Genomic DNA, 24,483 nt, shown 5'->3' with positions numbered 1-24,483 from the left:
TTCTCCATTTAGTCTGCGTTATTAACCTTAAAACTCACCTTTAAACCAACTTTGGACCCGATTCCAAAGACTGGTCACCCCTTGACGCTCAGGGCGCTCGAACTGACGCTCAAGCACTCGTCTTGCACCATAATGTAACAACCCAACACCCGTGGAGTAGATGGGCTGGTTCACATATTCAAACAATCCTTTTACAGGTAATGGCTCGGCAACCCGAACAGGCATACCAAAGGTCGCTTCGGCGACATCCACAGCGCCTTCGATAGACGCAGTGCCACCTGTTAGCACGATACCCGCGGCGACCTGATCTTCCAGACCGCAATCTCTCAATTCTTTACGTACCAGCTCAAATAGCTCCTGATACCTAGGCTCAACCACTTCTGCCAAGGTGTGGCGAGACATAGTGCGCGACGGACGTCCGCCAACCGACGGCACTTCGATACTGTCTTCGCGGCTCACCATGGCACTTCTGGCACTGGCGTATTGCACCTTAATCTGCTCGGCGTGTGACAGCGGCGTACGGAAGATCTTAGCGATATCGCTGGTTACCTGGTTACCTGCCACTGGAACGACGGCGCAGTGACGCAATGCGCCATTGGTGTAGATGGTGATGTCTGTGGTACCGCCACCCATATCCACCAAACAGACCCCCAGATCTTTCTCATCATCTGTTAGTACCGCATCTGCCGAGGCGATAGCCGAGAACACTAAGTCATCCACTTTTAATCCGCAGCGCTCAACACTCTTGGTAATGTTTTTCGCCATATCGTTAGCACAGGTGACGATATGCACCTTGGCTTCCATCCGCATGCCAGACATACCGATAGGGCTCTTGATGCCATCTTGCACATCGATGGCATACTCCTGCGGCAGCACATGTAAAATACGGCGCTCAGTTGGGATCTTCACCGAGCGTGCAGTATGGATAACGTTGTCGACGTCTTCTTGAGTCACCTCTTCGTCGTTAATCGACACCATGCCGTTTTCGTTCTGACATTCGATATGCTTACCCGAGATCCCCAAGTAGACAGACGCCACCTGACAGTCGGCCATCAGTTCGGCCTGATCCAAGGCCCGTTGCACGCTACGCACGATAGAGTCGAGGTCATTCACCCCGCCCTTGTCCATGCCTCGAGAGGGATGACTACCTAGGCCGACCACACTGATCTCGCCATCGGGTAACACCTCACCAATGATCACAGCAACCTTGGACGTTCCAATGTCTAATCCAACGATCAGATTTCTATCTTGATTCTTGGTCATTAATTAACGGCTCTCATTTTGTGCATCATCCCAACCTACGGCCAATCCGGTATCGTAGCGCAAATCAACTCTGGCAACGGGCTTATCCTGTTTCATCAATGTGGGATACACATGGATGAAGCGCTGCACCCTTGCCATCTTATCTTCCCGTCCCAGATTCAGCTCTATGCCATTTTCCAACACAGCTATCCAGGCATGTCTGGGACTCAACTCTAAACGGGTTAAATCAAACCCGTTAATCTTCAATAATTCACTCACCTGGCGATAGCTAGTCAACACTGACAACGCCTGATCTTCCGGGCCGACCAAGTTAGGCAATTGCCCTATGCCGTCCCGGTTGGGTGCCTTAAACACCTGCCCTTGCTCGTTAAGCCAATCTGTCTCGTTCCAGTGGGCCACAGGTTTCTGCTCTACCAGAAATACCTTTAACTTCGCTGGCCACTCTCGCCTCACTGAGGCGTGGTACACCCAGGGCAGATTTTCCAAGGCCTGCTGTACCTGATTCACATCGGCGGAGAAGAAGCTTCTCTGCATCAGATCCTGCAGCGCCGAGCGTATCTCTGCGTCGCTGGTGAACTGTCTATCACCTTTAATCGCGACCGCCTCGATAGGCAGAGCATCTGCGTCGTTGAGTACCAGATGCAGCTTCCAACCGCCTAGGGACAAACCGCACAGCACCAGGAAGAGAAAAATCAAGCCGAAACACAGATACCAATCGACCTGTTTCAACCTGTTTTTCCAACGGCTACCTAGCTCACTCCAGGACACTGCTTATCGCCCTAACACATCATTTAATGTATAAAAATCAATCAATTTACTACCAGAGGGCAGTTGTAAGTAACCGGGCATTATAACTACCTCACCTCTAGCGTCAAAAGCTTCGTCTAGGCTAGGTGACTACGCACCTTGCACCTCATTCCTTTTCCGACTCAAACTGCAAGCCAGCATCAGCCAGTTGGCGACTAAGGGCACCAATATTGCCCGCCCCCTGAGTCAACAGCAGGTCACCATCTTGCAATATGCCAGGCAAAATCGCCTGTAGCTGCTCAGGCTCGGCCACAAAAATAGGATCGAGCTGGCCACGCTGACGAATCGAGCGGCATAGGGCGCGACTGTCAGCCCCGGGTACCGGCGCCTCTCCGGCGGCATATACATCAAGCAATAACAAGCAATCCACCTGGGCCAACACTTCGACGAAATCATCATAGAGATCTCGAGTGCGGCTATATCTATGGGGCTGGTAGATCATCACCAGGCGCTTGTCTGGCCAACCTGAGCGTGCCGCCTTAATGGTTGCCGCCACTTCGCTAGGGTGATGACCATAGTCATCGACCAGCATCACATCACCCGCAGAAGTGGCAAATTCACCCAGCTGCTGGAAACGTCGACCAATCCCCTGGAACTCTTCCAGCGCGCGGATGATCGCTTCATCCTCAATTTCATCTTCAGTGGCGACCGCAATTGCCGCCAGCGCGTTGAGCACATTGTGACGACCCGGCAGGTTCACACTTAGGTCAAGATCCACCATCCCTTCACGGCGCACGGTAAAGCGTGAGCTATAACCTTTCTGCTCGAAGTTCAGTGCCTGGACATCGGCATCATCACTAAAGCCATAGGTCACCACCTTACGGCCAATACGCGGCAATATCTCTCTCACCACGGGATCGTCGATACAAGCCACTGCAACACCGTAAAAAGGCAAGTTATGCAGGAAGTCGACAAAGGTGGATTTCAACTTCTCGAAATCTCCCTCATAGGTGTCCATATGGTCGGCTTCGATATTGGTGACCACACTTACCATGGGCTGCAGATGCAAGAAACTGGCATCGCTCTCGTCAGCTTCGGCGATCAAATAACGACTCTTGCCCAGACGTGCGTTGGTGCCGGCACTGTTAAGCAGACCACCGATCACGAAGGTCGGGTCTCGCTCGGCCTGACCATAGACGCTAGCAATCAAACTCGTGGTGGTCGTCTTGCCATGGGTACCAGCCACAGCCACCCCATGACGGTAACGCATCAGCTCAGCCAACATCTCTGCTCGGCGAACGATAGGGATGCGCCGCTCCTGCGCGGCTAAAATTTCTGGGTTATTGGCATCAATAGCGGTAGAAACCACCACCACATCGACCCCTTCAACCTGATCGGCCTGGTGACCGATAAAAATGGCCGCGCCGAGTCGTTTCAGACGAGCCGTCACGGCATTCTCAGCGATATCTGAACCGCTAAGACGATAACCTTCGTTTACCAACACCTCGGCAATACCACCCATACCCGCACCGCCTATTCCCACAAAATGGATGCGCTTAACGCGACGCATCTCAGGGATAATGGTTCTTAACTGGGCGTACTTCTCTTCGGCTTTAATCATTTTTTTCCTTACTTGCCAGCGCGATACACACATTAGCGACCCGCTCTGTGGCATCTAATACAGCAACACTCTTGGCCAGTTGCCCCATCTCGACGAGGGCCTTACGATCTGATGCCAAGATCTGCAGCTTGCTGATCAATTTTTCACTAGTTAATACGGTTTGCGGCAGCAAGAAGGCACCACCCGCTTCAACCAATACCTGGGCATTCTTAGTCTGATGATCATCCACCGCATGGGGATAAGGCACCAACAGACTCGGTAGCCCCACTGCCGCGACCTCAGACACAGTCAAGGCACCTGCGCGGCACAAAATCACATCGGCCCAACGATAGGCCGCTTCCATATCATCGATAAACTCGGCGACCTTGACGCTACCCGACTGACCGAGCTGTAAATACTCGGCTTCTACCTGCGCCTGATTGCCCTTGCCCACCTGGTGCCAAACTGTCATGGAATGCTGCTTAGCGACAGCCGCCGTCACGCTTGGCATCAGGTCGTTAAATATTTTTGCCCCCAGACTGCCACCGACAACCAATACCCTTAAGGCATCGTCTTGAGCACTGGGCACTTCGCTACGCCCAAGGGCGATCAGTTCGCTGCGGATGGGATTACCCACCACTTCAGCACCCGCTTCAAAGGTGTTATCAAAGGCACATAACACACGCGTCGCAATACGCGACAATAGCTTGTTAGTCATACCCGGAATAGCGTTTTGCTCATGGAGCACCAGCGGAATACCGCTAAGCTTGGCTGCCACGCCCCCAGGGCCACTGGCAAAACCGCCCATGCCGAGCACCACATCAGGCTTAAACTCTTTAATCACCTCACGCGCCTGCATGATGGAGCGCAAAATCTTAAAGGGGGCCGCCAACTTACGAATAAGCCCGTTACCGCGTACCCCTTTAATATCGATAAAGTCGATATCGAAGCCATGCTGGGGCACCAATCGTGCCTCCATACGATCGGCGGTGCCAAGCCAACGCACCTTCCAACCTTGCTTGGCCAACGCTTTGGCCACGGCTAACGCCGGGAAGACATGTCCCCCCGTGCCGCCAGCCATGATCAAAATACGTTTCTCTGAGACCATCTATTTCACCTTGCCTTGTACCGCCTGTATCAGGCTTAATCGTCTTTCATGGTCGATTCTAATTAATATCATTGCAGCCGCCGTCATCACCCACAGGCTACTGCCGCCATAACTGATAAAGGGCAGCGTCAACCCCTTGGTAGGCAACATGCCAATACTGGCTCCGACGTTCACCACTGTCTGGAAACAGATCCAGATGCCGATTGAGTAAGCCAGATAGCCTTCAAACGCCTTGTCTTGCAGCAGGCAAAGATTACCCAGCTTTATCGCTCTCAAGGCAACAAACAGCAGTACCGACAACACGGCAATAATGCCCAAAAAACCCAGCTCTTCGCCGATCACGGCAAAGATAAAATCGGTATGAGCCTCGGGCAGGTATTCCAGCTTCTGAATGCTGTTACCTAAGCCTTGTCCCAGCCAGTCACCACGGCCGTAGGCCATCAGCGACTGGGTAAGCTGATAACCGCTACCGAAGGGGTCCTGCCAAGGGTCCAGAAACGAGGTCACCCGTCGCATACGGTAAGGTTCCAGCAATACCAGACCCACAAAGGCCATGGCACCGGTCAAGATCAGCGCGAAGAAATCGAGCAATCTTGCACCCGCTAAAAACAGTAAGCCCACAGTACCGACAAACAGCACCACCACTGTCCCCAGGTCCGGCTGCAGCAGGATCAAGAAGGCATACACGGCAAACACGGCAATCGGCTTATAGAAACCTTTGGCGTTTTCCCGCACCTCCTGATGTCGCCGCACCAGATAGCCCGCCATGTAGATGGCAAAGGCAAACTTGGCCATCTCGGCCACCTGAATACGGATAGGCCCGACAGACAACCAACGGGTCGCACCATTTACCGTCGTGCCAACAATTGGAACTGCAACTAACATTATGCCAACAACCAAGAGTAAAATAGGGCTCAGCTGTTGCCACCTTTGCATTTCAACCTGCAGCACCACCGCTGCTATAAGGGCACATCCCAATAGGTAGGCCACATGGCGCCACACAAAGTGGAAAGGGTTACCCGTTAAACTTGTGGCCTCTGGCATAGAGGCCGACATCACCATGATGAAGCCGAAGCTTATCAGGGAGATAATCGCGAACAGTAATGCTCTGTCATAGAGCTGCATGCCCGGCGCTTCACGTTGACTAAACAGGTTTGGCAGCGTCCAACTCAGGGAGCTACCAAACAGGCTTAGTTGACGCTCATCGCTACGCATGCACCACCTCATCGTTGAGTGCAGCTACCTGAGCACGAAAATCATCACCCCTGGCCATAAAATTGCTATACATATCCAAGCTGGCACAGGCTGGCGATAACAGCACGATATCTCCCGGCTTAGCAAGCTGCGCCGCTTGAACGACCGCCTCTTGCATAGTCTCGACCCGAATCGCCCCATCAAACTGCTCGGCAATTCTGTCACCATCCTGACCTAGCGTAATCACTTGACTGACCCCCATCAGAGCATGGCGAAGCACAGAGAAATCGGCGCCCTTACCGTCACCACCGGCGATCAAAATGATCTGTCCCTCATGGTCACTCAGCCCTTGCAAAGCGGCTAGGGTGGCGCCCACATTGGTCGCCTTAGAATCGTTTACGTAGCTTACGCCCTGATGTTTTGCGACCAGCTCACAACGGTGCGCCAGACCTTTGAAGCGCTTTGCTACGTCGACCATGACCGCCTTTGCGATCCCGGCACTATCTGCCAAGGCCATGGCGACCAACAGATTGGCCTGATTATGACTGCCGACCAAAGCCACCTGATCGCAGGCCACATATTCGGTTGCACCATGAACTAAAACGCCATGGCTAACGCCCCACTCATCCCCTTCGGGCAGCGAGAGACCAAAGCTGTTTTGATTCATCGGTTCGTTAGGACGGGTCAGCAGATCGTCTCGATTAAAAATCGCCAGCTTGGTCTGATCGTACAAGCGCAGCTTGGCCTGACGATAGCTCTCAAGATCTGAATACCTGTCCATATGATCTTCACTGATGTTCAGACAGGTGGCGCTGATACAGTTAAGGCTTGAGGTGGTTTCTAACTGAAAACTCGACAACTCAAGTACATACAGATCATGATTGCCCTCAAGCAGATCAAGCACTGGCACACCGATATTGCCGCCAACGGCATAATTGAGTCCGGCAGCAGCCGCCATCTCACCCACCAGGGTGGTGACAGTCGACTTGCCGTTTGAACCGGTAATGCCGATCACACAGGCTTCTCTCCCCTGCAGAGCTCTGGCAAACAGCTCGACATCGCCAACAATATCGATCCCCATATCCACGGCGGCGCGCACTTCGGCGGTATCCAAGGGGATCCCTGGGCTTACAACAATCTGGCTGGCCTGCACCAGATAACGACAATCGAAGCCTCCGGTCAGCAACAACACCTCAGGGAACTCTTGCGTCAAGAGCTCGCGTCCCGGAGGATTCTCGCGGCTATCCATCACCAGCGGCGTAATGCCTTGCTTAGTTAAATAACGCACAACCGACAGCCCAGTGGCGCCGAGTCCCAATACTATGTGTGTATACTGACTGGCCATGGTGTCTTACCTTAACTTTAAGGTTGCTAAGCCTAGCAACACCAAGAAGAGAGAGATGATCCAGAAACGCACGATCACCCTAGGCTCAGGCCACCCTTTCAACTCATAGTGATGATGAATAGGTGCCATTCTGAAAATACGCTGACCGCGCAGCTTGTATGAGCCGACCTGCAAAATCACAGAAACCGTTTCCATCACGAATACGCCGCCCATGATCACCAAGAGGATCTCCTGACGCACCAATACGGCGATAGTACCCAGTGCTGCGCCCAGAGAGAGCGAGCCCACATCGCCCATGAAGACTTGTGCCGGATAAGTGTTGAACCACAAGAAGCCTAACCCCGCACCGACGATAGCAGTGCAGACGATCACCAGCTCACCCGAGCCCGGCAAATATGGAATATGCAAGTAGTTGGCAAACTGCACGTGACCCGACAGATAAGCTATCAAGGCGAAGGCTGCCGCCACCATGACGGTCGGCATGATCGCCAAGCCGTCCAGACCATCGGTCAGGTTCACCGCGTTGCTCGAACCGACGATGGTGAAATAGGCCAGCAGAATAAAGAAGCCACCCAGTTGCGGCATCACATCCTTAAAGAAGGGCACCACCAGCTGTGTCTCACCGGGACTCCCAGCTGAGGCATAGAGATAGAAGGCGATCGCCAGCGCGGCCAAAGATTGCAGAATATACTTCCAGCGGGCGATAAGCCCCTTAGTGTCCTTGCGCACCACTTTACGATAGTCATCGATAAAGCCTATCAGACCAAAGGCTCCTAGCACGAAAAGCATGACCCACACATAACGGCTACCCAGGTCGCCCCAAAGCAAGACGCTGATAAAGACCCCAGCCAAGATCAACAAGCCACCCATGGTCGGCGTGCCGCGTTTAGCAAAGTGAGACTCAGGCCCTTCATTGCGCACCACCTGACCTATCTGCAACAATTGCAAACGTTCGATCATCTTGGGCCCCCACCACAGGCTAAACACCATGGCGGTCAACAAGCCTAAGATGGCCCTGAAGGTCACATAGGAAAACACATTAAACCCAGAGTAGAACTGGGTTAAATATTCAGCCAGATAAACCAGCATTAAAACAACTCCTTGCGCTCAAAGGCGGCAATTAAGGCCTCGATAACCCGCTCCATTTTGGCGCTACGAGACCCCTTAACTAACACAGTGACGTTTCCGGCCAACCGGTTAAAATAACCAACTAAATCAATAACCAATGCATCTAAATCGGTAAAGTGCTTGCCAGCGAATGCTTCGCTGCTCGCCCGACTCAACTCTCCTAGCGAATACAAGGCATCGATCCCCTGCAACTTGGCTTTTTCACCCAGCTGCCGATGTAAAAGGGACGCATTGTCACCCAATTCGCCTAAATCGCCCAGTACTAAACAGCGATTTCCTTCAATTTCTTGAAGCCAGTCGATGGCGGCACCGACAGAGGCCGGATTGGCATTATAGGTATCGTCGATCAATAGAAAGCGCCCAAGACGAGTCGGCTTCATCCGGCCTTTTACAGGCTTTAACTGCTTAAGCCCTTGAACTATCTCTTCAAGTAACAAACCTAACGCCAAGCAAATACTGGTCGCCGCCAGGGCATTGCTGACCTGATGACGTCCCGATAGCGGCAGGCTCACCTGACGTTGCTCATCAAGATAACTGAGGGTAAAGCGATAGCAGCCCAGAGCATCTGCCGTTAGGTCGCTAGCCACAACATCGGCTGGATGACCCTGACAGGAGAAACTGAGCTGGGTATGAGCGCTGGCCGCACTACGCATCACATCGACAAATGCGTCGTCGGCATTGATCACTGCTACACCATCCTTAGCGAGATGAAGGAAGATCTCTGATTTCGCCTTGGCCACCCCTTGCAGTGAGCCAAAGCCCTCTAGATGCGCCGAGGCGACATTATTAACCATTGCCACATCGGGTTGCACTAAAGATGAAGTGTAATTAATTTCGCCGAGATGATTTGCACCTAATTCGAACACGCCATACTCATGCTGAGGTTCGAGACGCAACAAGGTTAAGGGCACGCCCACTTCGTTGTTGAAGTTGCCAGCGGTATAAAGCACCTGGTGTTTAACCGATAAGATGGTCGCCACCATCTCCTTGACGCTGGTCTTACCGTTTGAACCGGTCAGGGCGACACTCTTAGGCGCCACGCACTGTTTCACATGGGCACCTATTTGTCCCATAGCTTTCTGACTGTTCGCCACAATAAGCTGAGGCACTGCTATTGGCAGTTTACGCTCAACCAACAGGGCACTGGCGCCATCCATCACCGCCTTATCGGCAAAATCATGGGCATCGAAACGCTCACCCTTAAGGGCGACAAATAGTGTCTGGGCGTCCACCACTCGGCTATCGCTAGACACCTTAGTCACAGTAAGATCTTCACCAATATGCTTGGCACCCAGTACCTTGGCTAAATCTGAAAGACGTAAAGGGATCATAGGCCCTCCTTTGCAATCGATGCTGCCAGAGCGCGCTCATCATAGTCGAGACGAGTACCGGCGATCTCCTGATAGGTTTCATGGCCTTTACCTGCCAGCAAAATCAGATCGCCTGACGAAGCTAGCGTCACAACTTCGCGGATCGCCTGTTGTCTATCCACCTGAGTCAGTGCCACCTTTGGCTTCTCGAGTCCGGCAAGCATATCGTCAATAATCGCCTTAGGATCTTCACTGCGGGCATTATCACTGGTGACCATGACGCAATCGGCATTGGCCTCGGCGGCACGTGCCATCAAGGGACGCTTGCCCTTATCACGATCCCCACCACAGCCAAAGACGCACCATAACTTGCCACGGCAATGACCACGCAGCGCCCGTAGCGCCTGTTCTATGGCGTCGGGTGTATGAGCATAATCCACAACTAAGGTAACGCCATCTTGAGTGGTAAAACGCTCCATGCGTCCCGCCACAGGCTGTAAGTGACCCACCTTGGTCAGCAGCTGAGACATGGAATATCCACTCAGATACAGGGCGCCTAATGCCGCAACCAGGTTAGACAGGTTAAAAATGCCCAATAAGGGCGAGTCGATCTTGGCTTGGCCTTCGGGCCAGACTAAGGTGGCGCTGACCCCTTGGCCATGCTGCTTCACCTCTTTGGTATAGATGGAGGCGCCTTCCTGCCCTTGAATGCTAAAGCCCACCAGCCCCTTGCAGCGTTTATCCTGCATCCATTGGCGGCCTATTGGATCGTCTAAGTTAATCAGACCATGACTTAACGAACTGAACCTGAACAGGCGCTGCTTGGCCGCGCCGTAAGCATCCATGGTGCCGTGATAATCGAGGTGATCACGACTGAGATTAGTAAAGACAGCCACATCAAATGGCACGGCATCGACACGCCCCTGAACTAAACCATGACTGGAAACTTCCATGGCGCACACTGCGGCGCACTGACGGTCAAAATCTTGAAGCTGACGCATCACGGTAATCGCATCGGCCGTTGTGTTACCACTATCGACCAGATGGCCCCAAAGGCCGTTACCTAGAGTGCCCATCACGGCGCTTGACCGCCCTAGGCTGTCGCTGAGCTGAGCAATCAGCTGAGTCACGGAGGTCTTACCGTTGGTGCCTGTCACGCCAATAAGCTTGATCCGCTCCCGCCCTAGGCTATAGAGCTGAGAGGCGAGCGCCGACAGCTGTCGCTGCAACTGAAAGAAATAGATACGCAGGCCGTTGCCTTGCAACACCTGGCCATGTTGCTCAGGGTCATCGGTATGGATCAGCGCGGCGACAGCGCCTTGAGACAGGGCCTTATCGACAAACTCACGCCCGTCGACTCTGTGACCCGGCAACGCCACAAATACGCTGCCTTGACCGATTTCTCGGCTATCGAGCGTCAAGTGAGTCAGTGACTCACCGCCAGCATAATGAAACCAGGGGGCTAGGAGATCGCTTAACAGCATTATTCGCCCCTCCTGACATTACCGGCCAACTGAATTTTTTCACGAGCACTGATTGGCTCAACGTTTAACATCTGTAGTGCCCCTGACATCACTTTGGCAAACACGGGAGCGGCCACATCGCCGCCATAATAACGATCGCCCTTAGGCTCATTGACTACCACCACCATGGCAAGCCTTGGGTTGTGCACTGGTGCCACGCCAGCAAACAGGGCGACATAATCTTCGCCATAACCACCTGCCACCGCCTTACGCGCGGTTCCTGTCTTACCTGCTACAGGGTAGCCATCGATATGTGCCTTCTTGGCGGTGCCACCTGGTTCTGTCACGCCGATCAGCATCTGCATCACGTTGCGCGCCACCTCTGGAGAGATCACCTGCTGACCTTCAGGGGCCTTTTGAAGCTTGAGGATTGAAGAGGGATATAACACACCGCCGCTACCCAGCATGGCGTACATACGCGCGATCTGCAGCGGCGTCACGGTAAGGGCATAACCAAACGACAGGGTCGCCCGCTCAAAGTCAGACCAACGACGGCGGTCATGAATAAGGCCTGCGCTTTCACCAGGCAGGTTGATGCCTGAATAGTTACCCAGCCCCATGGCCTGGTAGTAACCCAGCAGCTCCTGTACCGGCATAGATAAGGCTATCTGGGTCATGCCGACGTTACTGGAGTGCACCAAGACATCACCGAGGGACATGTCGCCATAGTTGCGACCGTCACGCACTATCTTTCCGCCGATACGCACGCGGCCCGGGTGAGTTTTAAAGATCTGATCGTCCTTGATGGTGCCGGCCTCTAACGCCGCTGCAACCACGAAAGGCTTAATGGTCGAGCCCGGTTCATAGGCGTCGGTCAAGGCACGATTACGCATGCGATAGCTCTGCAGATTATCGCGGGAATTAGGGTTATAACTTGGGGTATTAGCCATAGCCAATACTTCACCTGTGTGCACGTCGAGCACCACGATAGAGGCCGAGGTAGCCTGATTGATCTCGGTCGCACGCTTGATCTCACGATAGGCCAGCTGCTGAATGCGCTGATCGATACTTAGCACCAAATCGTTAGAGCTTTCACCCGTCTGCACCATATCGAGACGCTCTACCACGTGACCATCACGTGATTTACGTACCTTGTGCTTGGTCGGCGTGCCAGTAAGCCAGTCGTTATAGGTGCTCTCTATCCCTTCGATACCGACATCATCAATATTGGTCAGGCCCACCAGCTGCGCGCTGATCTCACTGGTGGGGTAGTAACGACGCGACTCGGCTTTAAGGTAAACGCCCGGTAACTTGAGCTGCTTAATATACTCGGCCACCGCAGGGGTAACTTGACGCTTGAGGTAGGTGAAACGTTTCTTGGGGTTAGATTGCACCCGCGCCAGGATCTCCTCCTTGGGCTCGTGCAACACATCGGCTAATGCCTGCCAGCGGCGCATATCCGCAAAACCGTTGCGATCGTGCACAACCTTGGGATCGGCATAAACCGCCTTAACTGGCACACTTACCGCCAGCATCTCGCCATTACGATCTGTGATCATGCCGCGATGCACTTCATTACTCGTGGTGCGCAGGGTGCGCATGTCGCTCTCGTGACGCAGCTTTTCCGGCTCGATGATCTGAATATAGGCGGCGCGGCCCACCAAGCTGGTAAACAGCAGACACACAAAACCGACCACGACGTGTAGACGCCAGTGGATCAGCTGTGGTTTCTGTTTACGTTTCGCCTGTTTGCTCATGGTACTCTCACCACCACTTCTTCGTTGGGTAACGGCCGCTTCATCTCCAGCTCTTTTGTGGCAATCCGTGTCACCCTGCTATGTTCCGACTGCGACTGCTCTTCCAGCAAGAGGTTGCGCCATTCAATATCCAAGCGGTCGCGCTCCTGCAGCAACTGATCCCACTGGCTGGTGTACTTGCGACTGGTATGGCTGGTGTATACCACCAAAACAGCATTCGCAATCACAATAAAAGCCATCAACAGCACCCACTTATGGTGCCAAAGATCGAGTAATACGATACGAGTCAGGTTGAGTTGTGACTTACTCACTGGCGTTCCCCTAGTCTCTTACGTCTGCTCGACAGGATTAGTAATCTAATCGCTCCGCGATACGCAACACTGAGCTACGCGCTCTGGCATTGCGGTCAATCTCTTCTGCCGACGGTTTAATCGCCTTACCGACAGCCTTTAGTAAACGTGTCTTATTGATCTCCGCTTCGGTGATCGGCAGTCCATGGGGCACGGATTCCCCCTGACTATGCCGACGAATAAAGCGCTTCACCATACGGTCTTCTAACGAGTGGAAACTGATCACCGACAGACGACCCTGCGGCGCTAATACGGTAACCGCCCCTTCCAGCGCCTGATCTATCTGCTCAAGCTCACTGTTGATATAGATACGGATCGCCTGAAACACGCGCGTCGCCGGATGCTTGTTACGTTCCTTACTCTTACTCACTCTAGCGATCAGGTCGGCCAAATCTTTAGTGCGCAAAAACGGGGTTTTCTCTCTATCGGCAGCGATACAGCGAGCAATATGACGGGCATTTTTCTCTTCACCATAGGTCTTAAACACCCAGGCCATGTCTTCTATTTCGGCGCGGGCCAACCACTGGGCCGCCGTCTCTCCCTGGGAGTTATCCATGCGCATATCCAGTGGACCATCACGCAGGAAACTAAAACCGCGCTCAGCATCATCCAGCTGCGGCGATGAGACGCCAAAATCGAATAAGATGCCATCGATCTTGCCTCGCAGGCCCAGGTCATCAACATATTGCGCCAGCTGACCGAAGCCACCATGAACGATAGAGAAACGCGCATCGTCGGCAAACTGCTCTGCGGCGGCGATAGCTTGAGGATCGCGATCGATAGCGATCAGGCGACCATCAGGGCCCAGCTGCTTGAGCACTTCACGTGAATGACCACCGCGGCCAAAGGTCCCATCGATATAGATACCATCAGGCTTAATATTGAGTCCGGCTACCGTTTCCGTCAGCAGCACAGATAAATGCGCAAATTCTTGAGTCATCGCTCTCTTCTTTAACTTATGGTTATTCTCTTACTACAAAGAGAAGTCCGCCAAACGCTCACTATTGGCAAAGGCATCGCTTTGAATCGTTTCACGGCTAAGTTCAATCTGTTGCTGCCAGGCCGCTTCATCCCACAGCTCAAACTTGTTCAACTGCCCCACCAGCATCGCGTGCTTTTCCAGGTTGGCGTATTGACGTAGCGGTGGAGGAAGTAAAATGCGACCATTGCTATCTAACTCACACTCATGGGCATAACCGAGTAACAGGCGCTTCATGGCGCGCTCGGGTCCCTGAGTATCTGACAGCAATAACAGCTTGGCTTCTATCTGTTTCCAAGCCTCGAGTGGATAGATGAGTAAACAGGCGGCATCGAAGTCGACCGTGATCACCAGCTGGCTATTAAATTCGACGTGCAGGCTCTCACGGTATCGCTTTGGAATCGCGATCCGGCCTTTGGCGTCAAGATTAATAGCACTCGCTCCACGAAACACGTTAGCTCGTCCTTGTTTTGGTTAATAGATCCACAAATATCCACAATTTCCCACAAATGCTAAGTTTAGAGATAGTGTGCAAGCATTGTCAAGGGATGCCACCATTTAAAAAGCCAGTATTCAAGCGGGTTAGCAGCCAGTTTGTAAATTTGTAACTACAGTCTCATGGAGGGCTTTTTGTGGGTGAGTCGAGGGTAAATATGTTGAAAAAACAATCAGAAGTGGTGGGCCTACAGACTTTGTATGATCAATAAGTGGATCGCCATCCCAAATTTCGCCGCAAAATGTCCACCGATTGTGTCGTAGCGATCCCTGCGGGTTTGTTCGCCACGCTCTCCTTGTGTCGCAGCGCTTTCTGGCTTGCTCTGAGGTGATTTCATCCCTATGATAGCCAATAAAAATTCTAATTATGCTAAATCCTCAACAAAGCCGTTTGCTGCGAAAATCACACAAATGGTTGACCCTGTTTTTAGGGGCACAATTACTCATCTGGTTAGTTTCAGGTCTCTACATGGTGCTTATGGATATCGACTTTATCCATGGCGACCATCTGGTGGATGACAGCTCCCTAACTATAGATCCCCATCAGTTGCAGATCTCCCCCGCCACCATGTTGGCAAGCTATCCCGATGCAACTCAGCTTGAGTTACTGCCAACGGCACTTGGGGCCGTATATAAACTCAGCCTAGCTGATGGCCCCCGCTATTTCTCTGCCCAAAATGGAGAACCGCTAGCACAACTGAGTCAACAACAAGCCATGCTGGTTGCGGCCAAGCTCTATCGCGGCGATATAACCCAAGCCAGCAGCCAGCTGTTAACCGACTCGGCACCCGACGAGATAGGCAGCAGACGATTACCCCTGTGGCAGATCGATTTTAACGACTCAAGCCATTCGCGCTTCTATATTTCCGCCACCAGTGGTGAGCTGGTTGCCAAGCGTCATGACTACTGGCGCCTGTTCGATCTCATGTGGATGTTGCATATCATGGATTATGATACCCGAGAAGATGTTCACAACCCGCTACTGACAGCTTTTAGTATATTGGCGCTACTGACGGCGCTCTCTGGAGCCCTATTACTGCTTGTCGCCTTTAAGCGCGGTGAGGAGGCCAACGTATGATGAACGCGAGAAGTCTGCATCGCATTCTGGGGCTCATCGTCGGCGCCCAGCTCCTTATATGGACCCTTACAGGCCTGGCCTTCAACCTGATTAACGATGAATATTTAAGTGCGAATACCCAGAGAACTAAGCCCACTCAAGCCAGCAGTTTAATTCAGCCCCAGGTTACGCTGAGCGATATCGCCGCGCAAACAAAAGCCGATACCATCACACGCATCAAGCTGGAAACCCTATTTGATCGCCCCATTTACCGCGTAAAACTAAGCGATGGCACTCAGGCCTTTTGGGCTGACACAGGTGAACGAGTCAATCTTAATCATCAACAACTGACTGAGGCTGCTCAGCAAAGCTACTCGGGTGAGGGCCAATTATCGATGCCAGTGCTCGATAAAGACGCCGCCCAGCGCTACGGCGGCAGCCAGGAGTTCTACCGTTTCGATACTCAGGACCAGCGCGGCACACAGATCTTTGTCGACGGCAATACAGGCCTGGTTAAGGCCCATGAAAACAACGGCTCACAGCTCAAACAGCTGCTGTTTATGCTGCATTTTATCGACTATTTCCCCAACAATGGCGTGAGTTTTAATCATGTCGCGACTCAGATGATTGCGCTGGCCGCTTTACTGCTTGGCCTAAGTGGCGCCTGGCTACTGGTGCGTAAGCTACTGGCTGGAGACTACGTGAGCTGGCGTGCCAAGCGTCAGGGTCAGTCGCTGACCCTACTCTCTCCTGATGGCGAGCAGCTTGAGACGATTGCGCTGACCCAAGACAACCTCATGGACAATTTAAACCATGGCCAGATGCGCGTCCCAAGCCAGTGTGGTGGTGGGGGTCATTGCGGTATGTGCCGTATTCGCTTTGTTGACGATGCGCCTCCGGCCACTCCTGAAGAGCAAGACCGTCTCAAAGAGGACCAACTGGCAGCGGGAGTTCGCCTCAGTTGTCAGCAAAAGGCGACTCATGCTCGGCTTGCCCTCACCAGTCGCGCTCAGCTGAGATTTTGGCAAAAGGCGCAGTATGAAGCTTGCGAAGCACAAGCGAATTCGCCATCCCAACGCCCGACATGAGCCAAATAGCAGAATTCGCCTAAAATTTAACCACAAGCGGCCGATAAATAGATTAAGCGAGATGATTAATCTAAAGAGGAGGAGCGATGGTTGCCCTGGATAGCCTGTATGCCATGTTAGCGCGCCCGGTAAAACAGGTGGTGAAACGCAAGCGAGTGGTAGAGCAGACTGAACACACGGATCCTATTCATGCCGATAGTCATGAGGCGCCGCAGTCACAGCTGCCACCTCACCTTGAGCGTCGTCGACATGGAGAAAGGCGCATAAACTCAAGACCCGGAAGAGAAGATCGCCGGGGACAGGCGAGACGCCAGCAGGCGCAGAAACAGGCCGAACAAGAAGCACTGGACTCGCCACTGCCTCGTATCGATATTGACGTTTAAGGATTAACTCGCTGATTCACCAGTGACTTGCGCAACTGCCCGTTTCCAACCCGAATAAAGCGCCTCACGCTCCTCATCGGCGATGGTAGGCTTAAAGCAACGCTCGACACCGGCCTTGTGCTTCAACTCGGCCGTCGACTGCCAGAAACCCACGGCTAAGCCCGCTAAAAATGCCGCCCCCATGGCCGTAGTTTCGGTCACCTTGGGTCGCTGCACCTCAACATCGGTAATGTCCGCCTGAAACTGCATCAGGAAATCGTTGGCTACCGCGCCGCCATCGACCTTCAACTGTTTAAGCTGCACACCACTGTCTTTAGTCATGGCATCGAGAAGATCCCGGCTCTGATAGGCGATCGCCTCGAGTGCGGCACGAATGATATGGTTACGATTGGCGCCTCTGGAGAGGCCGACCAAGGCACCACGGGCGCTGGCATCCCAATAAGGCGCGCCCAAACCAACAAAGGCTGGTACCAGGTACACACCATTGTTGTCATTCACCTTGAGGGCAAAGTATTCGGTATCCTGAGCATCACGAATAAGTCCGAGTTCATCGCGCAACCATTGAATGGTAGCGCCCCCCATAAATACCGAGCCTTCCAGGGCATAATTAACCTCCCCCTTGGGTCCCACGGCAATGGTGGTTAATAGACCATGGTTGGACTGCACCGCCTGCAACCCAGTGTTCATCAGCAGGAAACAACCTGTACCATAGGTATTCTTAGCCATCCCCTCATCGATACACAGCTGGCCAAATAGGGCTGACTGTTGATCGCCCGCCATGCCAGCTACAGGAATCTCGCCGCCCTCACCGGCAATACGGGTCTTGCCATACACGGCGCAGGAAGGCTTCACCTCAGGCAGAATGCTCGCAGGAATATCTAATGCCTCGAGTAACCGAGTGTCCCAGGCCTGTTGATGAATGTTGTAGAGCATGGTGCGCGACGCGTTGGTCGGATCGGTGACATGCACCGATCCCTCGGTAAGCTTCCACACCAGCCAGGTATCTATGGTGCCAAACAGCAAGTCACCGGCCTCGGCCTTCTCTCTGGCCCCTTCGACATTGTCGAGGATCCAGCGGATCTTAGTCGCCGAAAAATAGGGGTCTAGCACCAGTCCGGTATTCTGCCGGATATACTCTTCATAGCCCGATGCCTTCAACGCCTCACATAAGGGTTGGCTGCGGCGACACTGCCAGACGATGGCGTTATAGACGGGCTTACCTGTGGTTTTGTCCCACAAGATGGTGGTTTCCCGCTGATTGGTGATACCTATACCAGCCACCTCATCGCTGTGGATCCCGGCTCTGGCCAGCGCCTCAATTAGGGTTGAGCTTTGGGAGGACCAGATCTCCATGGGATCGTGTTCCACCCAGCCCGCCTTGGGGTAGATCTGCGAAAACTCGCGCTGTGACACCGCCACTATATTAGCGTCATGATCGAAGATGATGGTACGTGAACTGGTTGTGCCCTGATCGAGCGCGATAACATACTTCTGCTGCACTAAGGCCTCCGCTACTGCTGATTAGGCTGAATCGGATCTAACTCTGGAGTCGCTAATGCCTCTTCAGTCGTCTCTGGCTGCTCATCACAGGCATGGGCGGGCAGATACCAAAACTCGGCGATCTTGCCATCCTGAACACGGAAATTACCAATGCTGCATTGGCTAAGCAGCTCACCGTCGTTCTCCCAAGTCACACGCTCGACCGTGCTGACAAAGTGAGAAGAGTCGATCAGTTGCAGTATGGTGGCCTGAGCCCCGGTAAGGGTTTCAAAATAATCTGTCATGGCGGCGCCAAACTGCGCCTTGTCTGAGGTTTCGACCTCTATATTAGTGCCAGAGATATGCATCCAGCGTACATCATCGGTCACATGGTTGAGCATCTGCTCGACACTGTGCTGGTTGTAGGCATCGATGAATCCCTTAACCACTTGCGTCGTACTCGGATCGGCGGAGGCCGACAACGGAAGTAACGCTATGCTTGCAGCCAGAAGAAAGGGTTTCATGGGACACCTCTTATTGTTGGTTCATCCTGACTGGCAGACGCTATAGCTGCAAGCAACAGGTAATGAATAGATTAAATTTAACTAAAAATACGTTGATAATTAGACGAATATAATCCTATGAAGTTCAGATATCCAATAAATATTCAGATAAAAAAATGCCTCACTTAAGTGAGGCATTTTGCTTGAGTCAAACTTGACCTCAATCGACTTACATCTTGTAGCTCAACTGAGCCCCCACCAACCAGACATCACCACTCGCATCACCGCTAAAGCTCACTTGAGCCAGGTTCATCAGGTTCATTGTCTCATCGATAGGTGCATCACCGTGTGCCTTAATATAGGTCACGGCTAAGTCTAGCGTCAGATTCTTAGTGGCCTGATAACCGGCGCCAAAGCTAAGCCATAGACGGTCTGAATCAGGAATAGTGATTGTACGGTACTCATCTTCCACCGCCGTCTTATCCAGAGCCACACCACCGCGCACTAACCATTTATCACTGAGTTGATAAGTGGTACCCAAGGCAAAACGCCAGTTATCTTTAAAGTTTTCTACTTTTACTAAGTCTGACTCTAAACCGCCAAGTGGCTTCTGCTCACCTGGGAAGTAAGCCACCAGGCTGTCGAACACACTCCACTGAGTCCAGTTAATGCTGGCATGCATCGCCCAGTTGTCAGTTAATTGATGATGAGAGGCCAGCTCAGCAAAGGCTGGTAGCTCGAGTGGCACATAACCCTCAATATCGAGATCTTGACCACCATCATAAACAAGCCCAGATGCGTGACCGTCCAGTTCCAGCTCAACGCCGCTATGATAGGCAACACCTATGCGGTGAGCGGGATTGATCTGCCAGCTGACACCCAACTGCCAACCAAAACTAATATCATCGCCTTCCATCACTTTCAGACTGGTTCCACTTGGTGGCAGTGCGCCAGCCACTTCGGCAGGCAGTGTCGGAATCGCCTTAATACCGTCAACCCAAGCTGGGGTTGAGGCGCCAATCTTACCTTCACCATAAACGACACGCAGACCGGCACCGATAGAAACCGCATCTGTCACCTTGTAAGCCAGGTTCGGATTGAATTCGACTGTTGTCACTGAAGTTTCATTACCGAAAATCGCAGTTGGATGAGTGCTGGGTACTTCGGTCGCCAGACCATAATTAGAGTTAACCGCTAACCCCCAGGTCCACTGGTCGTTTAGCTGATTAGAATAGTAAAAGTTAGGCACCAGGGCATTACCGGCCACATCTAAGGCATCGGCATTCATGGTGACAGGCTGATTACCCAGCACAGGTGAGGCCAAAGTCAGATCGCCTTCGACATCGACGTTTGGCATGACATAAATTCCACCAACGGACAGCTGACGTCCCTCAAGGTAGGTCAACATCGCAGGGTTACGGGCTTGGGCGGCGGCGTTATCGGCCATGGCGGCTTCACCCGCAAAGGCACGGCCTAAACCAGTAGCAGAATATTCGGCAAGTTGAAATCCAGCAGCGTGAACTTGTGATAGTGGCGCAGCGATGGCAGCAACTACAGCTAAAGATAAAATATGCTTTTTCATCATGGCTCTCTTGTTATTATGACGACTTAGAGTAAAGGCTCCAGTCATTAAGTGAGCCGCAGTCTACTGATACAGAATATCTTTACAAGCAGATAATGAATTTAAGCGAATTATGCTAACAAAAACGTTCAAATAGAGTGCGAAACGGATAGATATCGCGCTTTTAAACGCTATCAAAATGAAAAAAATGTGATCTGCGTTCACTAAAATTAGTCAGGCAAACCACACTAAATTAAATATATCTATTTACAAACAAATACCTAGATAAAGATAAGCAGTAATACATGTGTAAGCCTGAAATCGCCCTATCAAGCAGCATAAATCACTAGGTAATTAAAACAAACGAATAACAGGCCGAAAGAACAATTGTAAGATATTGAATTTATGAATGTTAGATAGTGAGATAAGGGACAATGTAAACAAAAAGCCGGCCGCAATATCATGCGTCCGGCTTATCGCTTATCACACTCAGTACAAATGTACGCCTAATGATACAGATGGGTGAGCTAGGCTCTCCAACTCGGGATATTTGCCTCGTATTGAGTAATCGCTTCGCCATATCCTAAGCTGATCCCAATGGCATCTAACCCGTTAAGTAGATTATGACGAGCCGACTGAGCTATCTCAAAATGAAATTCAGCCCCCGAAGGCGAGGTCACAGTCTGGGCCTGCAGATCAACGCTAACTTGCGCCCCTTCTTCAGCCTCAACTTCTTGCATTAACTGAGCAACTTCTGCCTCAGTCAAACGCACCGGCAGCAGGCCATTATTGATGGCATTGCCATAAAAGATATCGGCAAAGCTAGGCGCTATGATCACCTTGAGGCCGAAATCAGCCAAGGCCCATGGCGCATGCTCGCGACTCGATCCGCAGCCAAAGTTCTCCTTGGCCAGCAGAATAGAGGCCCCCTGATAACGCGGCTGGTTCAGGCTAAACGAAGGGTTAGGCTGATCGCCGGCATCGTCCAGATAACGCCAGTCATGAAATAGATGAATCCCGAAACCGTCACGGGTGACCTTAGAGAGAAACTGCTTAGGAATGATCTGATCGGTATCGATATTGGCACTGTCGATGATCACCGCAAGCCCTGTGTGTGTCGTAAATGGTTGCATGCTACCTCCTAGTATGGCTTGCGAATATCGACAAAGTGGCCAGCAATCGCCGCGGCGGCGGCCATGGCAGGGCTCACCAAGTGAGTACGGCTTCCGCGCCCCTGACGGCCCTCGAAGTTACGGTTGCTGGTCGAGGCGCAGCGATCGCCTGCCTCCAACCTGTCATCGTTCATCGCCAGACACATAGAACAACCCGGCAGGCGCCACTCGAACCCGGCGTCGATAAAGATCTTATCCAGACCTTCAGCCTCCGCCTGCTCCTTCACCAAGCCAGAGCCAGGTACCACGATAGCCGTGACCCCACCAGCGACCTTACGCCCCTTGGCTTGCTGAGCCGCAGCACGTAGATCTTCGATTCGTGAGTTGGTACAAGAACCGATAAACACCTTGTTGATGCTGACATCTGTCATCTGAGTGCCAGGCGTCAGCGCCACATAATCGAGCGCCTTTTGAATACTGGCTTTAACCGTTGGGTTCGACTCATCCTCAGGATTGGGCACACATTGATCGATCGCCACCACCTGGCCTGGGTTAGTCCCCCAAGTTAGCTGAGGTGCAATATCGCTCGCCTCCAACACCACATGGGCATCGAAGTGGGCATCATCATCGGATTTCAGCGACAACCAGGCCTCAACCGCCTGCTGCCAATCTTCACCTTTTGGCGCAAACTCACGGCCTTCGAGGTAATCTATGGTGGTCTGATCCGGCGCGATCATCCCCGCCTTGGCGCCCATCTCGATCGCCATGTTACAAACGGTCATGCGTCCTTCCATCGACAGCGCAGAGATCGCCGCACCGCAGAACTCCACCACATAACCTGTGCCGCCATCCATGCCGATCTTGCCTATGATGGCCAGCACGATATCTTTAGCGGTTATCCCCTCGGCAACATGACCACGCACCTCGATTTTCATGGTCTTAGCTTTCAACTGACGCAGGGTTTGGGTGGCCATCACATGCTCCACCTCTGAAGTACCGATACCAAAGGCCAAGGCCCCAAAGGCGCCGTGAGTCGCGGTGTGCGAGTCGCCACAAACAATCACAGTGCCAGGCAAGGTAATGCCAAGCTCTGGGCCCATCACATGCACAATGCCCTGATTTTTATGGTGAATGTCATAAAGTCTGACGCCAAACTCCTTACAGTTTTGCGCCAGCGTCTCCACCTGAGTGCGCGCCATAGGGCTGAGAGCATCTAAACTGGCACTCTTGGTCGAGGTGTTGTGATCCATGGTAGCGAAGGTCTTTTCTGGCGCCCTTAATTTTCGGCCGGCCACCTTAAGACCACTGAAGGCCTGGGGCGAGGTCACCTCGTGAACCAGATGACGATCCACATAGATAAGCGGCGCTTCTCCTTCGGGGGCAGCAACGATATGGCTATCCCATACCTTTTCATAAAGTGTCTTAGCCATTAGTTTGCCTCTCTGACTGCTTGGGCAATATAGTCGCCCATTTCGCGGGTTGATTTTGCCTTGTCACGCTGATCCGCTGGCAAGAGTTCACCAGTTAGATAGCCATCGCTTAATGCCTTGGCAACCGCATCTTCAATCGCCTTGGCCGCCGCTTCCTCTTTAAGGCTATGACGTAACAGTAGCGCCGCCGACAGGATCTGCGCAACAGGGTTAGCAATGCCCTGCCCTGCGATATCTGGTGCGCTGCCACCGGCGGGTTCATACAGGCCAAAGCCGTCACTATTGAGGCTGACCGAAGAGAGCAAGCCCATGGAACCGGTGAGCATAGCGATCTCATCTGAGATGATGTCGCCAAACAGGTTTGAGCAGAGCATCACGTCGAAATCGAAGGGACGACGCAGTAGCTGCATGGTGGCATTATCGATATAGATATGTTCCAGCTCGACATCAGGGAAATCCTTAGCTACCTCTTCGACCACCTCACGCCATAAGACAGAGCAGGCCAATACGTTGGCCTTATCCACAGAAGTCACCTTCTTACGACGCCCGCGAGCCGCTTCGAAGGCGATCTTCGCGATGCGGCGCACCTCACGGCGGCTGTAACGCATGGTATCGAAAGCTTCCTCTTGCTCTCCCTCTCCCTGACGTCCTTTAGGTTTACCGAAGTAGATACCGCCGGTTAACTCGCGCACGCACAGCACATCGAACCCTTGCGCCGAGATATCGCTGCGCAGGGGCGACATATGCTCAAGCCCAGCATGAAGCTTGGCAGGACGCATATTACAAAACAGCTCGAAATGGCCACGCAGAGGCAACAAGGCACCGCGCTCAGGTTGATCATTGGGTGGCAGATGTTCCCATTTAGGGCCGCCTACCGAGCCAAACAAGATGGCATCGGCGGCCTCACAGCCTTTTAGGGTCGATTCCGGCAACGGACAACCATGATTATCGATGGCAGCACCTCCCACATCGTATTCGCTATATTCAATATCCAACGAAAAACGCTCTTCTACTGCCTTAAGCACCTTACGTGCTTCAGCCATGACTTCCGGGCCTATACCATCACCCGCCAATACTGCGACTTGATAACTCATACCACACCAGACTCCCTGCAATTAATTGATCTTTATT

Annotated in this window: 22 protein-coding genes; 3 read left to right on the top strand and 19 right to left on the bottom strand. The window is 52.6% G+C overall.

Annotated elements, in window-relative coordinates:
- Nucleotides 1-27: 27 nt before the first annotated feature.
- From ftsA to mraZ, 13 genes are all read right to left on the bottom strand, one after another.
- Nucleotides 28-1,263 (bottom strand): cell division protein FtsA, encoded by a 1,236-nt coding sequence (gene ftsA, locus NY07_RS10955; RefSeq protein WP_033539389.1) that lies wholly within the window; start codon nt 1,261-1,263, stop codon nt 28-30.
- 3 nt (nt 1,264-1,266) lie between these two features.
- Nucleotides 1,267-2,031, bottom strand: a complete 765-nt coding sequence (locus NY07_RS10950; RefSeq protein WP_140946945.1) for a cell division protein FtsQ/DivIB — start codon at nt 2,029-2,031, stop codon at nt 1,267-1,269.
- Between the two features lie 145 nt (nt 2,032-2,176).
- Nucleotides 2,177-3,631 carry a UDP-N-acetylmuramate--L-alanine ligase gene (gene murC / locus NY07_RS10945; RefSeq protein WP_033539387.1) on the bottom strand — a complete coding sequence of 485 codons (1,455 nt, stop codon included), beginning with the start codon at nt 3,629-3,631 and terminating at the stop codon, nt 2,177-2,179.
- Nucleotides 3,624-4,718 (bottom strand): undecaprenyldiphospho-muramoylpentapeptide beta-N-acetylglucosaminyltransferase, encoded by a 1,095-nt coding sequence (murG, locus tag NY07_RS10940; protein WP_033539386.1) that lies wholly within the window; start codon nt 4,716-4,718, stop codon nt 3,624-3,626. The genes murC and murG overlap by 8 nt, the downstream gene beginning before the upstream one ends.
- Nucleotides 4,719-5,933, bottom strand: coding sequence for a cell division protein FtsW (ftsW, locus tag NY07_RS10935; protein ID WP_033539385.1), 1,215 nt, complete (start codon nt 5,931-5,933; stop codon nt 4,719-4,721).
- Complete coding sequence (murD, locus tag NY07_RS10930) at nt 5,926-7,257, bottom strand: UDP-N-acetylmuramoyl-L-alanine--D-glutamate ligase (protein ID WP_033539384.1); 1,332 nt, start codon at nt 7,255-7,257, stop codon at nt 5,926-5,928. The genes ftsW and murD overlap by 8 nt, the downstream gene beginning before the upstream one ends.
- Nucleotides 7,258-7,263: 6 nt before the next feature.
- Nucleotides 7,264-8,346 carry a phospho-N-acetylmuramoyl-pentapeptide-transferase gene (gene mraY, locus NY07_RS10925; RefSeq protein ID WP_033539383.1) on the bottom strand — a complete coding sequence of 361 codons (1,083 nt, stop codon included), beginning with the start codon at nt 8,344-8,346 and terminating at the stop codon, nt 7,264-7,266.
- Nucleotides 8,346-9,716 (bottom strand): UDP-N-acetylmuramoyl-tripeptide--D-alanyl-D-alanine ligase, encoded by a 1,371-nt coding sequence (locus NY07_RS10920; RefSeq protein ID WP_033539382.1) that lies wholly within the window; start codon nt 9,714-9,716, stop codon nt 8,346-8,348. The genes mraY and NY07_RS10920 overlap by 1 nt, the downstream gene beginning before the upstream one ends.
- The gene (murE, locus tag NY07_RS10915; protein WP_033539381.1) at nt 9,713-11,182 is read right to left on the bottom strand and encodes a UDP-N-acetylmuramoyl-L-alanyl-D-glutamate--2,6-diaminopimelate ligase; all 1,470 of its coding nucleotides are present in this window, start codon (nt 11,180-11,182) and stop codon (nt 9,713-9,715) included. Before murE ends, NY07_RS10920 begins: the two co-directional genes overlap by 4 nt.
- Entirely contained in the window at nt 11,179-12,915 is a 1,737-nt protein-coding gene (locus tag NY07_RS10910) for a peptidoglycan D,D-transpeptidase FtsI family protein (RefSeq protein WP_033539380.1), read from the bottom strand. The genes murE and NY07_RS10910 overlap by 4 nt, the downstream gene beginning before the upstream one ends.
- Entirely contained in the window at nt 12,912-13,226 is a 315-nt protein-coding gene (gene ftsL, locus NY07_RS10905; RefSeq protein WP_033539379.1) for a cell division protein FtsL, read from the bottom strand. Before ftsL ends, NY07_RS10910 begins: the two co-directional genes overlap by 4 nt.
- Nucleotides 13,227-13,263: 37 nt before the next feature.
- Nucleotides 13,264-14,205: a 16S rRNA (cytosine(1402)-N(4))-methyltransferase RsmH gene (gene rsmH / locus NY07_RS10900; RefSeq protein ID WP_033539378.1), complete on the bottom strand. Its 942-nt coding sequence runs from the start codon at nt 14,203-14,205 to the stop codon at nt 13,264-13,266.
- A gap of 33 nt (nt 14,206-14,238) precedes the next feature.
- The gene (gene mraZ, locus NY07_RS10895) at nt 14,239-14,697 is read right to left on the bottom strand and encodes a division/cell wall cluster transcriptional repressor MraZ (protein WP_033539377.1); all 459 of its coding nucleotides are present in this window, start codon (nt 14,695-14,697) and stop codon (nt 14,239-14,241) included.
- A 409-nt stretch (nt 14,698-15,106) separates the two neighbouring features.
- Between mraZ and NY07_RS10890 the strand changes: the two genes are divergently transcribed.
- The 3 genes from NY07_RS10890 to NY07_RS10880 all read left to right on the top strand — a co-directional run bounded on the left by NY07_RS10890 (nt 15,107) and on the right by NY07_RS10880 (nt 17,267).
- A complete protein-coding gene (locus NY07_RS10890; RefSeq protein WP_033539376.1) occupies nt 15,107-15,817 on the top strand; it encodes a hypothetical protein in 711 nt (236 codons plus the stop codon).
- Nucleotides 15,814-16,884, top strand: coding sequence for a PepSY domain-containing protein (locus tag NY07_RS10885; protein WP_052125618.1), 1,071 nt, complete (start codon nt 15,814-15,816; stop codon nt 16,882-16,884). Before NY07_RS10890 ends, NY07_RS10885 begins: the two co-directional genes overlap by 4 nt.
- A gap of 86 nt (nt 16,885-16,970) precedes the next feature.
- Complete coding sequence (locus NY07_RS10880; RefSeq protein ID WP_033539375.1) at nt 16,971-17,267, top strand: hypothetical protein; 297 nt, start codon at nt 16,971-16,973, stop codon at nt 17,265-17,267.
- 3 nt (nt 17,268-17,270) lie between these two features.
- Here the strand turns inward: NY07_RS10880 and glpK are convergent, their stop codons facing one another.
- From glpK to leuB, 6 genes are all read right to left on the bottom strand, one after another.
- Nucleotides 17,271-18,767, bottom strand: a complete 1,497-nt coding sequence (glpK, locus tag NY07_RS10875) for a glycerol kinase GlpK (RefSeq protein ID WP_033539374.1) — start codon at nt 18,765-18,767, stop codon at nt 17,271-17,273.
- Nucleotides 18,768-18,778: 11 nt separating this feature from the next.
- Nucleotides 18,779-19,270, bottom strand: coding sequence for a nuclear transport factor 2 family protein (locus tag NY07_RS10870; RefSeq protein WP_033539373.1), 492 nt, complete (start codon nt 19,268-19,270; stop codon nt 18,779-18,781).
- A gap of 208 nt (nt 19,271-19,478) precedes the next feature.
- Nucleotides 19,479-20,831 carry an outer membrane protein transport protein gene (locus tag NY07_RS10865; RefSeq protein ID WP_033539372.1) on the bottom strand — a complete coding sequence of 451 codons (1,353 nt, stop codon included), beginning with the start codon at nt 20,829-20,831 and terminating at the stop codon, nt 19,479-19,481.
- 506 nt (nt 20,832-21,337) lie between these two features.
- Nucleotides 21,338-21,943, bottom strand: coding sequence for a 3-isopropylmalate dehydratase small subunit (gene leuD, locus NY07_RS10860; RefSeq protein ID WP_033539371.1), 606 nt, complete (start codon nt 21,941-21,943; stop codon nt 21,338-21,340).
- 8 nt (nt 21,944-21,951) lie between these two features.
- Nucleotides 21,952-23,352, bottom strand: coding sequence for a 3-isopropylmalate dehydratase large subunit (gene leuC / locus NY07_RS10855; protein ID WP_033539370.1), 1,401 nt, complete (start codon nt 23,350-23,352; stop codon nt 21,952-21,954).
- A complete protein-coding gene (gene leuB / locus NY07_RS10850) occupies nt 23,352-24,446 on the bottom strand; it encodes a 3-isopropylmalate dehydrogenase (protein ID WP_033539369.1) in 1,095 nt (364 codons plus the stop codon). Before leuB ends, leuC begins: the two co-directional genes overlap by 1 nt.
- Nucleotides 24,447-24,483 lie beyond the last annotated feature (37 nt).

Source organism: Shewanella sp. ECSMB14101 (assembly GCF_000773485.1).
Lineage (GTDB): Bacteria > Pseudomonadota > Gammaproteobacteria > Enterobacterales > Shewanellaceae > Shewanella > Shewanella marisflavi.
Note: the sequence above shows the minus strand (reverse complement) of the source record. Positions and strands in the feature narration are given on the sequence as shown.